The sequence below is a fragment of the Roseomonas sp. CAU 1739 genome, assembly GCF_039839775.1.
GTDB lineage: Bacteria > Pseudomonadota > Alphaproteobacteria > Acetobacterales > Acetobacteraceae > Neoroseomonas.
On record NZ_JBDOQQ010000001.1, the window covers coordinates 529,374 to 543,770 of the forward strand.

15 protein-coding genes are annotated in these 14,397 nt (G+C 68.2%); 11 read left to right on the plus strand and 4 right to left on the minus strand.

Features of this window, described 5'->3' with window-relative positions; translation table 11 throughout:
• Positions 1–21 precede the first annotated feature (21 nt).
• From AAFN86_RS02510 to AAFN86_RS02545, 8 genes are all read left to right on the plus strand, one after another.
• Complete coding sequence (locus AAFN86_RS02510) at positions 22–159, plus strand: hypothetical protein (protein ID WP_347541629.1); 138 nt, start codon at positions 22–24, stop codon at positions 157–159.
• Positions 156–899 (plus strand): ABC transporter ATP-binding protein, encoded by a 744-nt coding sequence (locus AAFN86_RS02515; RefSeq protein ID WP_347541630.1) that lies wholly within the window; start codon positions 156–158, stop codon positions 897–899. Before AAFN86_RS02510 ends, AAFN86_RS02515 begins: the two co-directional genes overlap by 4 nt.
• Positions 900–1,123: 224 nt before the next feature.
• On the plus strand, positions 1,124–1,993 hold the full coding sequence (locus AAFN86_RS02520; RefSeq protein ID WP_347541631.1) for a metal ABC transporter permease: 870 nt from the start codon (positions 1,124–1,126) through the stop codon (positions 1,991–1,993).
• Positions 1,994–2,045: 52 nt separating this feature from the next.
• A complete protein-coding gene (locus tag AAFN86_RS02525) occupies positions 2,046–2,567 on the plus strand; it encodes a hypothetical protein (RefSeq protein WP_347541632.1) in 522 nt (173 codons plus the stop codon).
• 79 nt (positions 2,568–2,646) lie between these two features.
• On the plus strand, positions 2,647–3,171 hold the full coding sequence (locus tag AAFN86_RS02530) for a hypothetical protein (protein WP_347541633.1): 525 nt from the start codon (positions 2,647–2,649) through the stop codon (positions 3,169–3,171).
• A 112-nt stretch (positions 3,172–3,283) separates the two neighbouring features.
• Complete coding sequence (locus AAFN86_RS02535; RefSeq protein WP_347541634.1) at positions 3,284–3,871, plus strand: hypothetical protein; 588 nt, start codon at positions 3,284–3,286, stop codon at positions 3,869–3,871.
• 288 nt (positions 3,872–4,159) lie between these two features.
• Positions 4,160–5,113 carry a sterol desaturase family protein gene (locus AAFN86_RS02540; protein WP_347541635.1) on the plus strand — a complete coding sequence of 318 codons (954 nt, stop codon included), beginning with the start codon at positions 4,160–4,162 and terminating at the stop codon, positions 5,111–5,113.
• A gap of 2 nt (positions 5,114–5,115) precedes the next feature.
• The gene (locus AAFN86_RS02545) at positions 5,116–7,410 is read left to right on the plus strand and encodes a molybdopterin guanine dinucleotide-containing S/N-oxide reductase (RefSeq protein ID WP_347541636.1); all 2,295 of its coding nucleotides are present in this window, start codon (positions 5,116–5,118) and stop codon (positions 7,408–7,410) included.
• A 477-nt stretch (positions 7,411–7,887) separates the two neighbouring features.
• On the opposite strand, the gene AAFN86_RS02550 is transcribed toward AAFN86_RS02545, so the two are convergent.
• Both AAFN86_RS02550 and AAFN86_RS02555 read right to left on the minus strand, forming a co-directional pair.
• Positions 7,888–8,631, minus strand: a complete 744-nt coding sequence (locus AAFN86_RS02550; RefSeq protein ID WP_347541637.1) for a hypothetical protein — start codon at positions 8,629–8,631, stop codon at positions 7,888–7,890.
• A gap of 288 nt (positions 8,632–8,919) precedes the next feature.
• Positions 8,920–9,627: a cysteine hydrolase gene (locus AAFN86_RS02555; protein WP_347541638.1), complete on the minus strand. Its 708-nt coding sequence runs from the start codon at positions 9,625–9,627 to the stop codon at positions 8,920–8,922.
• Positions 9,628–9,871: 244 nt separating this feature from the next.
• On the opposite strand from AAFN86_RS02555, the gene AAFN86_RS02560 reads away from it, so the two are divergent.
• Positions 9,872–11,650 (plus strand): monovalent cation:proton antiporter-2 (CPA2) family protein, encoded by a 1,779-nt coding sequence (locus AAFN86_RS02560; protein ID WP_347541639.1) that lies wholly within the window; start codon positions 9,872–9,874, stop codon positions 11,648–11,650.
• A 158-nt stretch (positions 11,651–11,808) separates the two neighbouring features.
• Here AAFN86_RS02560 and AAFN86_RS02565 read toward each other — a convergent pair whose 3' ends face one another.
• Together AAFN86_RS02565 and rpsU are read right to left on the minus strand one after the other, a co-directional pair.
• Positions 11,809–12,801 carry a hypothetical protein gene (locus tag AAFN86_RS02565; RefSeq protein ID WP_347541640.1) on the minus strand — a complete coding sequence of 331 codons (993 nt, stop codon included), beginning with the start codon at positions 12,799–12,801 and terminating at the stop codon, positions 11,809–11,811.
• 59 nt (positions 12,802–12,860) lie between these two features.
• Entirely contained in the window at positions 12,861–13,064 is a 204-nt protein-coding gene (gene rpsU, locus AAFN86_RS02570; RefSeq protein WP_007006360.1) for a 30S ribosomal protein S21, read from the minus strand.
• A gap of 184 nt (positions 13,065–13,248) precedes the next feature.
• Between rpsU and def the strand changes: the two genes are divergently transcribed.
• Entirely contained in the window at positions 13,249–13,752 is a 504-nt protein-coding gene (gene def, locus AAFN86_RS02575; protein ID WP_347541641.1) for a peptide deformylase, read from the plus strand.
• Positions 13,749–14,354, plus strand: coding sequence for a COQ9 family protein (locus AAFN86_RS02580; RefSeq protein ID WP_347541642.1), 606 nt, complete (start codon positions 13,749–13,751; stop codon positions 14,352–14,354). Before def ends, AAFN86_RS02580 begins: the two co-directional genes overlap by 4 nt.
• Positions 14,355–14,397: the final 43 nt, after the last annotated feature.

Sequence of the window (14,397 nt, forward strand, 5' to 3'; positions counted from 1 at the left end):
CCCTTGCCCAGCAGGCAACGCATGTTACATCATAACGCGATGATTGCAGGCCTGACCGATCCGCTCGCGCTGTCCTCCTCCGCCCTGTCCCGGCTGGTTTTGGCCGGCGGCGTGGCGGCGCTGGTGTGGGCGGGCGTTGCCTGGGCGCTGGCGGCATGACCGCACCGCGCGCCCCCGCCGGCATCCGGCTGCAGGACCTGACCCTGACGCATGGTCGGCGTGCCGCCGTGCACCACGTTTCGGGCCGCTTCGCGCCAGGCAGCCTGACCGCCGTGGTCGGCCCCAATGGCGCAGGCAAGACGACGCTGCTGCGCGCCCTGGCCGGACTTCACAAGCCCGAGAGCGGATCCATCGCACTTGAGGGCACCGCCCGTATCGCGCTGCTGCCGCAACTTGCGGCACTGGACCGTGCCTTCCCGATCGCCTGCATCGATGTGGTGATGCAGGGGCTGTGGCCGCGACTGGGTGCCTTCCGCGGCGCATCGCCGCAGGACCGGCAGCGGGCGGAACAGGCGCTGGCTGCCGTCGGCCTGTCGGGGTTCGAAAGGCGCCCTGTGGGATCGCTGTCGGCCGGGCAGACGCAGCGCCTGCTGTTCTCGCGGCTGTTGGTGCAGGACGCCGATATCCTGCTGCTCGACGAGCCCTTCAACGCGGTCGATGCCCGCACCTCGGCCGACCTGCTGCGGCTGGTGCGGGACTGGCACGGGCAGGGGCGCACGGTCGTCGCGGTGCTGCACGACCTTGACCTTGTCGCGCGGGAATTCCCTGACACGCTGCTGATCGCGCGCGACGCCATCGCCTGGGGGCCGACCGACACGGCGCTGACGGCCGCCAATCGGCTGAAGGCGCGGATGATGGCGGAAGCCTGGGCGGACGACGCCGAAGCCTGCGCTGCGTGATCCCCGAGAGGGGCTTTGCCCCTCCCGGACCCACCCCACCAAAGGCTTAAGGCCTTTGGAAACCTCAATTGGGCGCCCGGCGCCTTGGGCAGACCCCGTGCCGCAACCCGCCCTCTTGCACCCCGCGCGCCCGTCTTGCGCGACGCCAGGTACCGGCATTCCAAAGGCCCCCTGGCCTTTGGTGGGGGAGGTTCGGAGGGGGCAAAGCCCCCTCTGACAGCACCATGCACGACCTGTTGATCGCTCCCTTCACCGAATTCGGCTTCCTCCGCCGCGCCCTGGTCGGCTGCCTGGCGCTGTCCGTCTCTGCCCCTGTGCTGGGCGTTTTCCTGGTGCTGCGGCGGATGAGCCTGACGGCGGATGTGCTGGCGCATGGCGCCTTGCCGGGCGTGGCCCTTGCTTTCCTGCTGGCCGGCTTCTCGGCGCCGTTGCTGTGGTTTGGCGGATTGGTTGCCGGGCTGCTTGTGGCGGTCGGCGCCGGTGCGCTGTCGCGCGCGACCGGCGGGCGGGAGGATGCGACGCTCGCCGCGCTGTATCTGCTCGCGCTGGGGGCGGGCGTGGCGATCATTTCCATCGGCGGGGGCGGCGGGGCGGATATCACGCATATCCTGTTCGGCAGCGTGCTCGGCGTCGATGACCCGGCGCTGCTGCTGATGGCAGGTGTGGCGACGCTGACGCTGGCGGTGCTGGCACTGGCTTGGCGGCCGCTGGTCCTGGAATGCTTCGATCCGTCCTTCGCCGCCGCCACAGGTGCGCGGGGCGGCGCGTGGCACATGGTGTTCCAGGCGCTGGTGGTGCTGAACGTGCTGTCCGCCTTCCAGGCGCTGGGCACGCTGATGGCGGTGGGGCTGATGATGCTGCCGGCGATCGCCGCGCGGCACTGGGCGCGGCAGGTGTCGGGGATGGCCTATGCGGCGGTGGGGATCGCGCTGGCGTCGTCGGTCGCGGGGCTGCTGCTGTCCTATCATGCCGATGTGCCGACGGGGCCGGCGATCGTGCTGATCGCGGGTGGGGTATGGGCAGTGTCGGTGCTGGCGGGGCCGGTGGACGGGCTGCTGCCGCGGCTGGTGCGGCGGCGGCATCTGGCGAGGTAGCGCCACCCGTTCCATCCTCCGGCCAACCAATCGCTTCAGGAGGATGTCCCGCATGGGATCGCTGCTGTTCTCGCCGCTGAAGCGCATCACCGACTTCATCCGCGCGCAGGGCGCGGTGCCGGCGGTGCAACTGGGCCATGCCGGCCGAAAGGGTTCGAGGCAGCGGCCCTGGGAAGGCAATGGCCCGCTTGACCCCGACCAGTTCGTGCGCGGCGAGACCACCTGGGACATCGTTTCGGCCGTAGCCAAGCCGATCGGCGAGGGGTTCCTGACGCCGGCCGCGCTGGACGCCGCCGGCATGGCGACGATCGTCGAAGGCTTCGCCACCGGCGCCCGCCGCGCCCGCGCCGCCGGCTTCGATGCGGTGGAAGTCCACTGCGCCCATGGCTACCTGCTGCACCATTTCCTCTCACCAAATCTGGAGTGGCGGGAAAACGGACCAAAAGATGAACAAAATTATCGCACCTGCAAAATTGCTGATTGCGCAACCTCGCGCCAATCATTGTATCGAGATAGATCAGTATTTGCTTATGGTAGTGCAATGAGCGTCCGCGTGGCGGGGCGCCGAGAATGACGCGCTACAAGTCCGTGACGGGCTTACATCTGACGGCAGCGCAGCCGCCAATTGGCGAACGCACCTGTGGGATCAATCAGTGCCAGAATTGATCACTGAGATCGGACCGGCCGAGGTCATGATCGGCCTCGACGGCCGCGTTGCACGGCTCCCAAGATCAGATTGGCCCCTGAAATGGAGCCCGGCACCCGCGATGGAGGATCGCCTCATCGATGCCATCGAAGCGTGGCTACGCAGTCAGCCTGTTGGCGAGGACCTGAGCATCGATATCGAAGCAATCAATGGCCTGATCGTGCCTGCGGACCTAATGGACGACTTCGACAGGACGTTACAATGGTTGAGTTCGCACCTCCCAAAGCCGCAGAATTTGGGGCATCAGGAGGTTCTATGGGGTCAAGCCACAGCCTTGGTCGTCCTTCGCACCAACATGCTGGATGTTCGTGCTTACCGCGCGGGACATCCCCTGAAAGTCCCTTCGCGGCTTTTCCACACGCCTCACCTTAAGACCGTGCGCGAAATGCTTAGGTACTACGCGACCGTGGTGGAAGAGCCGGAGGACCTACGCGCAATCATGCGCGTGAAGCATTGGCTCTCGGCTAGGTAGGCTACCAGACCGCCGATCCGGGAGGCTGGCAGTCGCGGGAGCGACACTGACGCTGGAATGTGCAGTTGAGCGTGCCGAGGCCGCCCGAGCCTGCGAGCCAGCGCGGCCATAAATGAATCACCTTTGCCCGCTGTCGAACACGCGCAACGATGCGTTTGGCGGCGACCTCGCCGGACGCATGCGGTTCCCTTTGCAGGTGATCGAGGCCGTGCGCGCCGCCTGGCCTGACAACCTGCCGGTCTTCGTGCGCATCTCCGCCGTCGATGGTGCCGATGGCGGCTGGACGATGAAGGACAGCCTGGCCTTCGCGCATGCCATGAAGCCGCTTGGTGTCGATGTGGTGGATTGCAGTTCGGGCGGCATCGGCGGGTCGGCGACAGGGTCGAAGCGCATCCCGCGCGGCTATGGCTTCCAACTGCCCTACGCGGCCGATATCAGGCGCGAGACCGGCCTCGCTTCCATGGCGGTCGGCCTGATCATCGGCCCGCACCAGGCCGAGGCCGCGCTGGCGGATGGGGAATCCGACCTGATCGCCATCGGGCGGGAGGCGATGAACAACTCCAACTGGGCGCTGATGGCGCGCGGCGTGCTGGAACCGGGCACCACGGAGGATGTCTTCGCCCGCTGGCCGCCGCAGCATGGCTGGTGGATGGAAAAGCGCGCCGCCGTGATGGAAGCGCTGGGCGGCCCGCCCGCCTGACGGGTTCGCCGCCGCGCCAGGATTCGGCATTCCATAGGCGCGGGCGCTTGGTGGGGCAGGGTTCCATCGGCGCCGGGTGGGAAGGCCGGTAGGGCCTTTGCCGCCTCCGGACCGCCCCCACCAAAGGCACACTGGCCTTCGGTGGGATGCCTGGAGGGGCGACGCCCCTCCAAAAGTTCCGTCACAGGCCAGCGCATCGATCCCGCGTCCAGGAACGCGCCCGCCACGACCGCCATGCGTCCGCGGCGCTTCCGCGACGCGGCGGCAGAGCGATAGAATGGCCCCCGCATGACCGAATTCATCACCCGCACCATCGACGACCTCACCGCCTGGCTGTTCGAGACGATCGTCCAGCCGGCCATGTACAGCCTGGGCCTGATGGACTGGGCCGATGATGCGGTCGACTGGATCCAGTTTGGACTGTTCGGCGTCTTCTCGATCCTCGTCGTCTATGTGGTGTGCCGGCCGCTCGAAGCCTGGCGGCCGGTCGAACCGGTTACCGATCGCGGCGCCATCCGCACCGATATCGTCTACACGCTGCTGACGCGGCTCGGCCTGTTGCCGCTGGTGGCCTTCGTGCTGCTTAATTCGCTGTCGGCCTGGTGGGCCGGCGCCGTGGCTGACAGCGGCTTCGTGCCGCCGACGCTCGAGAACCTGATCCCCGGCCTGCGCGACCATCCGGTCATCGCCTTCGCTGTGTATGTCGTGATCCTCGACTTCGGCGAGTATTGGCGGCACCGCATGCAGCATCAGCTCGGCTGGTGGTGGGCGCTGCATTCGATCCATCACGCACAGCGCCAGATGACCTTCTGGACCGATGACCGCAACCACATCCTCGATGAGGTTCTCGCGGCGCTGTGGTTCGGCCTGATTGCGCTAGCGATCGGCGTCCCGCCGGGGCAATTCCCGCTGCTGGTCCTGGTCATGCGCCTGGCCGAGAGCCTGTCCCACGCCAATGTCCGGCTGTCCTTCGGCCGGTTCGGCGAAAGGCTGGTGGTGTCGCCGCGCTTCCACAGGCTGCATCACGGCATCCTGTCCACCGCCGATCACGGCAAGAACTACGCGGTGCTGCTGCCCATCTGGGACTGGATGTTCGGCACGGCGGATTTCCGCCGCGACGTATTCCCGCGCACCGGCGACCCCGATGCGCCCGAGGCACTGGCCACCGGCGGCTGGCTGCGGCAACAATTCGTCGGCCTGAAGCGGATGGCGGGCGCCATCGCGGGACGACCAGGAAGCTGACCATGAACGCACCGCCACGGCTGAAGCCCCATTCATCCCATTGGGGCGTGTTCGAGGCCGGCTGGCGGGACGGCAAGCTGGTCGTCGAACCGCATCCGGGCGACCCCGACCCCAACCCCCTGCTGCAGAACTTCCCCGAGGCGATCCGCCACCGCGCGCGCATCGCCGAGCCGATGGTCCGCCGCGGCTGGCTGGAACGCGGCCCTGGGAAGGATGACCGGCGCGGGCGTGACGAATTCATTCCCATGGCGTGGGACAAGATGCTGGACCTGCTGGCCGGCGAACTCGCCCGGGTGCGGGACGCGCATGGACCCGGCGCGATCTTCGGCGGGTCCTATGGCTGGTCCTCGGCCGGGCGCTTCCATCACGCGCAATCCCAGGTGCACCGCTTCCTGAACACCGCGCTCGGCGGTTACGTGAAGTCGGTCAATTCCTACTCGGCCGGTGCCTCGGCGGTGATCCTGCCGCATTTCCTCGGGCCGTTCGAGGCTGTGTCCCGGCGCAACGTGACCTGGGAACAGGTGGTGGCGCATAGCGAGATCGTCGTCGCCTTCGGCGGCATGGCGCTGAAGAACTCGATGGTCGCCTCGGGCGGCGTCAGCCGGCATGTCGAGCGCCAGTCGATGCGCGCCGCCGCGGCGCGGGGCTGCGCCTTCGTCAACGTCTCCCCGCTGCGCGACGACCTGCCGGCAGAGGCCGGCGCCGAATGGCTGGCGCCGGTGCCGGGGACGGATACGGCGATGATGCTCGGCATGGCGCATACGCTGCTGGCCGAAGGGTTGCACGACGCCGCGTTCATCGCGCGCTACTGCTCGGGCTGGGACGAGTTCGAGGCCTATCTGACCGGGCGCGCCGATGGCGTGGCGAAGACGGCCGGCTGGGCCGCCACCATCTGCGGCCTGCCGGCGGACGCCATCGCGGGCCTCGCGCGGCGCATGGCGGGCAAGCGGTCGCTGATCGTGCTCGCCCATTCGCTGCAGCGCGCCGAACACGGCGAACAGCCGATCTGGATGGCGGGCGTCCTGGCGGCGATGCTCGGGCAGATCGGCCTGCCGGGCGGCGGCTACAATTATGCGCTGGGGTCGATCGCGCATTACGGCAAGCGCCATAATGCGGTGCCGTCCGCCGCTTTGCCGCAGGGCAGGAACGGCGTGCCGGCCTTCATCCCGGTGGCGCGCATCTCGGACATGCTGCTCAATCCGGGCGAGCCTTTCGACTATGACGGAAAGCGGATGGAATACCCCGACATCCGGCTGGTCTATTGGGCGGGCGGCAATCCATTCCACCATCATCAGGATCTCAACCGGCTGCGCCGCGCCTTCGCCGCGGTCGAGACGCTGGTAGTGCACGAGATCGCCTGGACCGCCACCGCGCGTCACGCCGACATCGTGCTGCCGACGACGATGACGCTGGAGCGCGAGGATATCGGCGCCGCGCCGACCGACCCGCTGATGGTGGCGATGCACCAGGTCGTCGAACCGTTCGGCCAGGCGCGCGACGACTACACCATCTTCGCCGACCTCGCCGAACGCCTGGGCAAGCGGGATGCCTTCACCGAGGGCCGCGATGCGCGCGGCTGGCTGCGGCACCTGTATGCCGCCACGCAGAAGGGCCTGGTCGAGAAGGGCCTGCCCGCGCCGTCCTTCGATGAATTCTGGGAGGCCGGCTACCTGGCCCTGCCGCAGGAGGATGACGATGGCGGCATCCTGCGCGCCTTCCGCGAGGACCCGCAGGAGGCGCCGCTGCCGACGCGGACGGGTCGCATCCAATTGTCGTCCGAAACCATCGCGTCCTTCGGCTATGCCGATTGCCCCGGCCACCCGGCCTGGATGGAGCCGGTGGATGCGCCGGCGGCGGAGCGGCCCCTGTGGCTGGTGGCGAACCAGCCGTCGACGCGGCTGCACAGCCAGTTCGATTTCGGCGGCCACAGCAACGGGATGAAGCGCCGCGGTCGCGAGGTGATGCGCATCCATCCCACCGACGCCGCCCCGCGTGGCATCGCCGAGGGCGACATCGTGCGGCTGTTCAATGCGCGCGGCGCCTGCCTTGCGACGGCGACGGTGACCGTGGATGTTCGGGCGGGTGTCGTCCAGTTGCCGACCGGCGCCTGGTATGACCCGGAGGACCCGCAGGACGCGATGGCGCTGTGCGTCCATGGCAATCCGAACGTGCTGACGCGCGATGTGGGCACCTCATCGCTGGCGCAGGGTTGCACGGGGCAGCTGACCAGCGTGGAGGTCGAGCGCTTCACTGGGAACCTGCCGCCGATCCGGGCTTTCGACCCGCCGGGCGCCTGATGGGCCGTGTGTCGTTCGTCGCTGCGCAGCACCTTGGCGGTCGCGCGGCGAAGGACGAGGCAGATCGACGAACTGACGCCGTCGGGATGCGCCACAATGCAAACCGGCACCGGCAGCGCCAACTGCCGATGCCGTGACCGGCCATCGCGCCGGCCGCCGCCCATGACGTAACTCGGACGGCGCAGGCAACGTCCGGATCAGACTGCGGACAGACCCCCCCCTGCGCGCCTGTGCGATCGCGGATGGTGGCGCGAATGCGCCCGTTCTTGGGCCGAGAGGCCCGAAGCAGATCCCGCCAGAGTGGGATCACCTGGACGGGGGAACTTGCTCGATCAAGCAATACGAGAGCGGTTCCACCCGCGGTGGAACCGCTCTGGAGCAGACCGCGTCTGACAAGCATCGGTCAGGCGCGCGACGATGCTCGCGAAAACCGGGGGATAGGGCGGCCTTCGCGAGCACAGGCGAGCGAAATGCGCTCTACGGCCTCGCGGCCGGTAGTCCGGTGTTCAGCGTGACATTGCCTTGGGCATCAACCATGGCCTGGACATTGCTACCCTGCGCCGAGGTGACCTGGGCGCGCCACGTGCCGTCATTCAACATGGTCAGGTCGCGGATATTCTGCAGGCCGGCAGCTTCCAGCCGACTTCGCGCCTGGGTCTCGGCCATGCTCGCGGCTTGCGGCTGCGCTTGCGCAGCACTCGCCGCCGGCGCCACACCGGTGTTCAGGATGATGTTGCCCTGGGCATCGACCGTGGCCCGTACATTGCCGCCTGATCCCGACGTGACCTGGGCGCGCCATGTCCCGTCATTCTGCATGGTCAGGTCGCGGATATTGCGCAAGCCGGAGGCCTCCAGGCGGCTGCGCACCTGATCCTCGGCCATGCTGGCGGCTTGCGGCTGTGCTTGCGTGCCGCTTGCTGCCGGCGCCACCCCGGTGTTCAGCATGATGTTGCCCTGGGCATCAACCGTGGCGAGGACGTTGCCGCCGGACCCCGAGGTCACCTGGGCACGCCATGTGCCATCACTCAGCATGGTCAGGTCGCGGATGTTCCGTAGGCCGGCGGCTTCCAGGTGGCTGCGCACCTGGTTCTCGGCCACGCCTCCGGTCGGGGGCTGCCCTTGCGTGGCACCCGGTCCCGGGACACTGGTCTGCGCCCACGCCGTGGGCGCAAGGCCGACCCCCAAGGTGAGGGCAAATGCAGCTGCTGTCGCGCGCTTCATGACTGAGCCTCCCTGGATGTGTCCCATCGCTGTTTGCAGGAGCGATGTTCCCTGGCCGGCCAGTCCGCCGTGTCAGATGGTCACGATGGACGATCGACAGGCGGAGTGTCGCTGACTGCGCCGATCGTTACCAGCTTCATGTAGAGGGAAGCAGAGTGGCCCCGCATTCGGATCGACAATGGAAATCCGCGCAGACCGATGGTCGGGAATACCGATATCCATGCCAAATTCTATGAACCTGCAATCACAAATATTGACGTTGAAATTCCGGCCATTCACGGAACAGCGTCATCCTGGCGTGCTGGTCTGGCCTTGTGCTTCGTTGGTATTGAGCGCCGCGCGCATTTCGGCGCCCGTGCTCAGCCACCCGAAGAACGCCTGCACGTTGAACTCGGTCGCCTGCTGCGCCCCTGGGCCCGCGCCCATCGTCGCGTCCGTCAGCATCACCGGGAAGAATTCGCGGTGATAGGCGTCGCGGATGGTGCTTTCGACGCAGACATTGGTGGCGACGCCGCAGACCAGCAGGGTGCGGATGCGTCGTGACGCCAGCACCTGTTCCAGCCCCGTGCCGGCGAAGCCGGAATAGCGCGCCTTCGGCACGACGATGTCACCGGGCCGGGGGGTGAGTTCGGGCACGATCTCATGGTCCCAGGTGCCGTGGGTGATGAGTTTGCCGGCATAGGCATCGTTGGCGCGCATGAATTTCAGCGCATTCGACTTGCGCCAGACGGGGGCGGAGGGCGGGGCCTCCCGCTGGTCGGGAGAAAAGCCGTTCTGGAGGTAGATGACGGGGATGCCGGCCGCGCGGCAGGCCTCGGCGATGCGCGCGGTTTCGTAGATGACGGGCGCTGCGCCGGATACGTCGAAGCCGACCAGGTCGATGTAGCCGCCTTTCGAGAGATAGGCGTTCTGCATGTCCACGATGATGAGGGCGGTTTCCTCGATCGTGACGGTCAGCGGCTCGGGTCGGGCGGGCAGGGAGACGGTGCGGGGCATCGGCGCGGATCCTTGGGCTGCGCCGATGGTTGGCAATGCGTGTGCCAGAGCGTTGCGTGGGCGTCAGCCGCACGCCAGCATGGCAACCGAGAGCAGGATCCGGTCGCTTTCGCTCGCGCCTCCTGCTCTATGCCTTTGTTTGATCGTGTGATTTACGCCTGTGGTGATTCCACCTGCGGCGATCACGCTTTAGCAACCGGGATTCCGAGATGACACTATCCAGCCTGAAGCAGGGCCGAAGCTGATGGCCGCCGAATCGCATGGGCCGGATCTGGTCAGCGCCGTGGTGCTGCTGGGTGCCGCGGTGGTCGCCGTGCCGCTGTTCAAGCGGCTCGGGCTCGGGTCGGTGCTGGGTTACCTGGTGGCGGGGCTGGTGATCGGTCCCTATGGCTTCGCGCTATTCAGCGACGCGCAGGCGATCCTGCATGTCGCAGAATTGGGCGTGGTGATGTTCCTGTTCATCATCGGGCTGGAGATGGAGCCATCCCGATTGTGGGGGATGCGCAAGCAGATCTTCGGATTGGGGCTGGCGCAGGTGGGCGTGTGCATCGCGCTGCTGATGGGTGTCGGCATGGCGATGGGCCTGCCGCCGGTGGTCGCCTTCGTAGCGGGGACGGGCTTCGTGCTGACCTCGACGGCGATCGTGATGCAGATGCTCGAGGAACGGCGGATGATCGGCATCCCGGCTGGGCAGCGCATCATCGCGGTGCTGCTGCTGGAGGATCTGGCGATCGTGCCGCTGCTCGCACTGGTGGCGTTTCTCGCGCCCGGCGCGGGCGAGGTCACGGCGCTTGAACGGTGGCAGGCGGTGGGTATCGGGCTTGCGACGATTGCCGGCCTGGTCGCCGCGGGGCTTTGGCTGCTGAACCCGATGTTCCGGCTGTTGGCGGAAGCGCGCGCGCGGGAGGTGATGACGGCGGCCGCGCTGCTGGTGGTGCTGGGCTCCGCGCTGGCGATGCAACTGGGCGGATTGTCGATGGCGATGGGGGCGTTCCTCGCGGGCGTGCTGCTGTCGGAAAGCGCGTTCCGGCATCAGCTTGAAGCCGATGTGGAACCGTTCCGCGGCCTGCTGCTGGGGCTGTTCTTCCTGGCCGTCGGGATGGCGCTCGACCTTGCGGTGATCGCGGCGAACTGGGCGACGGTGGCGATCGGGGTCGTCGCCTACATGGCCGTGAAGGCGCTGGCGATCTACGCCGTTGCCCGCTTCACCCTGGCCAGCCATCGGGAGGCGGTGGAGCGCGCGGTACTGATGGCGCAGGGCGGCGAATTCGCCTTCGTGCTGTATGCGGCGGCCTCCGCGGTGGGGATCATCGATGCGCAGGCCAATGCGGTGCTGACGGCCACGGTCATCATCTCGATGGTGCTGACGCCGGTGATGGTCATCCTGCATGACAGGATGGTGCCGCCTGAGGCGCCGTCCCTAGATGGGCTGGAGGCGCCGGACCACAATGAAGCGAGCGTGCTGATCATCGGCTTCGGGCGATTCGGCCAGATCGTCGGCGGATCGATGCTGACGCGGCAATGCTCGATCTCGGTCATCGACACCGATCCGGAGATGGTGCGCGAGGCCAACGCCTATGGCTTCAAGGTGCACTACGGGGACGGGACGCGGCTCGATATCCTGCATGCCGCCGGGGCGGGACGGGCGCGGATGATCCTGCTGTGCGTGGATGACCGCGATACCGCGCTGCGCATCCTGCATCTGCTGAAGGACGAGTTCCGCGGCATACCGGTGCTCGCCCGCGCCTTCGACCGCGAGCATGCGATGCGGATGCTCGCCGCCGGGGCGGAGGAGGTGGTGCGCGAGACATTCGAATCGGCACTGTCGCTGGGGCGGGAGGCGCTGATCCGCCTGGGCAATGCGGATGCCGAGGCGGATGAGGTGATCGCGACGCAGCGCAGGCGTGACGCGGAGCGGTTTGCGCTGGAATCGTCTCAGGGCATGGAGGCGGGGCGGCGATTGCTGCTGTCGCACCGGGCGGATTGGCTGGGGGCGGAGAAGGCCGGGGAGACGCCGCGTTAAAGCGTGATCGCCGCAGGTGGAATCACCAGAGGCGTGAATCACACGATCAAACAAAGGCATAGAACAGGAGGCGTGAGCGAAAGCGAAGGGATCCTGCTCTGGGGCAGGTCCCGATCACGTGGCATCGCCTGGTCGGGTGAAGCGGCTCTATGGCGCTCTCAACGCAGTTCCCGCCGTGGCCAATCCAGCGCCGCGAGCGGGCGCCCCGGCGCCGCGCGCACGAAGTTCGTCCAAAAGCGGCAGTCGCGCATCTGCCAGCCCGGCCCGGGTGGCTCGCTGACCGACAGCATCGGGCAGCGCTGCTCGCGCTGCACATGCTCGGCCTGTTGCGACAGGTCGGCGCGGCGGGCGACGGCCGCATTCTCCCACCGTTCCCAGCGCACCATGCCGAGGTCGCGGGCGAGGACGAAGCGTTCGAGGTGCTCCGCCGTCGCGATCGTCGCCCCGCCGAAGTGTTCGGACACGATGGCATCGACTGTGGCGGTTCCGGTGCGTCCGGTTGCCGCGTCACGCCAGGGCAGGTGGAGCGGGGTGCGGCGGAACCGCGTCAGGCTGGCATCGAAGGCGGTCGGGCAGGCCTGCGGAGAGGGTGCGATGCGCAGCCGCATCACGCGGGTGGTCCAGGCCTGCGTCGCGGCCGGCCCGGCGAGCAGCCAACCCTGCCAGCCCCGACCGCCCTGGCGGCAATCGGGCGAGAGGAACCATTGGATGCCGCCGCCGCCATCCTCGGTCATGGCGATGAAGGACGGGCCGGGTCCCAGCGGGATGACCTGGCCGCCATCGCCGCGCCCGTGGTCGTCCAGCACGCCGAAGCGCCGGTTCTGGCCGGCACCGAAATCGAAGGTGTGCACGGCCGCGGGCACGCCGAGCACGCTGCCGAGGACCGCATCGGAGGCCTGGTAGCCCAGCGGCAGCGCGCGGGCCTCATGGGCCGCGGGCCAGTCATGCCGGCGATAGGGCATCGGCGCGTCCTGGCGCTGCGGGGCGCGGCGGGCGCAGCCGGCTTCGAAGGGCAGCAGGCCGGGCAGGGGGGCGCCGGTGGCGTCGAGGCAGACGCTTTGCACCAGGAAGGGCAACAGGGCGTTCTGCGCGGCAGCCGGCAGGATGGCGGCTAGCAGCAGAGCCCCGGACAGCAAAAAACCGCGAAACATGGGGGACCCATGCCGCGGTTTCCGGCTTTCTCCCGCCATTTCGGGCGGAAGGCGGGGCTTCAGAAGCCCTCGCGCTCCAGGCGCTTGCGCTCGACCTTGCGGGCGCGGCGGACGGCCTCGGCGGCCTCGCGCGCACGACGCTCGGACGGCTTCTCATAGTGCCGGCGAAGCTTCATCTCGCGGAACACACCTTCCCGCTGGAGCTTCTTCTTCAGGGCCTTGAGCGCCTGATCGATATTGTTGTCACGAACGACGACTTGCACGCGGCGCAACCTCCTGCGCGTTGGAATTGAAGGGTAGCCAAGGGTAATCGACGCGACCGCGAAGACGGTCCACGTCGGTTGCGGGACGCTTATCACGATTCCCCGCCGCGCCGGAAGCCCTCCCTTGAGGCGCGAAGGCCCTATATGCATGGTCGCACCACAATTTTCGAGCCCTTTCGACGCCATGGCCCTCCTGAAGATCGCCCGCATGGGCCACCCCGTCCTGCTCGCCCCCGCTGCACCGGTGGACGACCCGACCGCACCCGAGATCCGGCGCCTGGTCGCCGACATGGCGGAGACGATGGAGGACGCCTCGGGCCTCGGCCTGGCCGCGCCGCAGGTGCATGTCGGGCTGCGGCTGTTCGTCTGGCGCACGGGGGCAGGGGGCATCTCCGCCTTGATCAACCCCGAGCTGGAGCAGGTGGGGGAGGAGACGGAACTCGGCTGGGAAGGCTGCCTGTCGATCCCCGGCCTGCGCGGTGCGGTGCGTCGCGCATCGCGTCTTCGCTTCCGCGGCTTCGACATCGACGGCAATGCCGTGGATGGCGAGGCGGCGGGCCTGGTTGCCCGCGTCATGCAGCATGAGACGGACCACCTCGACGGCCTGCTCTATCCCATGCGCATGGAGGATTTCTCGCTGTTCGGCTTCAACGAGGAACTCGCCCGCGCGGCGAGGAAGGAGGGATGATGGAAGCGCTGTCGGCCACCGATCGCGCCGGGCGCGACGCCACGATCCGCGCCATGCTTCCCCTGGTGCCGCAAGGCGGCTGGACGGCGCGGACCATCGCCGCCGGCCTGCACACGGCCGGGCTGCCGGAGGACGAGGCATCCTTCCTGTTTCCCCGCGGCGTCACTTCGGCGATCGAGGCCTGGGCCGACCTGACCGACCGCGCGATGGCTGGGGAAGCCGGCGACGTCTTATCCCTGCGCGTTCCGGCACGCATTCGCACCCTGGTGGCGGCAAGGCTGCGCCTCGTGGCACCCCACAAGGATGCTGCGCGCCGCGCCCTGGCCTTGCTGGCGCTGCCTTGGAACGCCGCCGCCGGTCTGCGCATCGCCGCCCATACCGCCGATGCCATCTGGCTGGCTGCCGGCGACACGTCGGACGACCTGTCGCGCTACACGCGGCGGGCGACGCTCGCCGCCATCCACGGCGCGACCCTGGCCTTCTGGCTGCGCGACGATTCCGAGGATACCGGGCCGGCGCTCGACTTCCTGGACCGTCGCCTGGCCGGGCTGGCGCGGTTTCAGCGCTGCCGCAAGGCGCCTGCCCGTGCAAAGGTTGCATGAATCTCCAATGGCGTGTGCATCACGCCCCGCAAGGCCCTGTATC

Bases quoted from the DNA above. Each gene is read 5' to 3' on its own strand.
- AAFN86_RS02510 (WP_347541629.1), top strand. From the start codon at position 22: ATGTTACATCATAACGCGATGATTGCAGGCCTGACCGATCCGCTCGCG.
- AAFN86_RS02515 (WP_347541630.1), top strand. From the start codon at position 156: ATGACCGCACCGCGCGCCCCCGCCGGCATCCGGCTGCAGGACCTGACC.
- AAFN86_RS02520 (WP_347541631.1), top strand. From the start codon at position 1,124: ATGCACGACCTGTTGATCGCTCCCTTCACCGAATTCGGCTTCCTCCGC.
- AAFN86_RS02525 (WP_347541632.1), top strand. From the start codon at position 2,046: ATGGGATCGCTGCTGTTCTCGCCGCTGAAGCGCATCACCGACTTCATC.
- AAFN86_RS02535 (WP_347541634.1), top strand. From the start codon at position 3,284: ATGAATCACCTTTGCCCGCTGTCGAACACGCGCAACGATGCGTTTGGC.
- AAFN86_RS02540 (WP_347541635.1), top strand. From the start codon at position 4,160: ATGACCGAATTCATCACCCGCACCATCGACGACCTCACCGCCTGGCTG.
- AAFN86_RS02545 (WP_347541636.1), top strand. From the start codon at position 5,116: ATGAACGCACCGCCACGGCTGAAGCCCCATTCATCCCATTGGGGCGTG.
- AAFN86_RS02550 (WP_347541637.1), bottom strand. From the start codon at position 8,631: ATGAAGCGCGCGACAGCAGCTGCATTTGCCCTCACCTTGGGGGTCGGC.
- AAFN86_RS02555 (WP_347541638.1), bottom strand. From the start codon at position 9,627: ATGCCCCGCACCGTCTCCCTGCCCGCCCGACCCGAGCCGCTGACCGTC.
- AAFN86_RS02560 (WP_347541639.1), top strand. From the start codon at position 9,872: ATGGCCGCCGAATCGCATGGGCCGGATCTGGTCAGCGCCGTGGTGCTG.
- AAFN86_RS02565 (WP_347541640.1), bottom strand. From the start codon at position 12,801: ATGTTTCGCGGTTTTTTGCTGTCCGGGGCTCTGCTGCTAGCCGCCATC.
- def (WP_347541641.1), top strand. From the start codon at position 13,249: ATGGCCCTCCTGAAGATCGCCCGCATGGGCCACCCCGTCCTGCTCGCC.
- AAFN86_RS02580 (WP_347541642.1), top strand. From the start codon at position 13,749: ATGATGGAAGCGCTGTCGGCCACCGATCGCGCCGGGCGCGACGCCACG.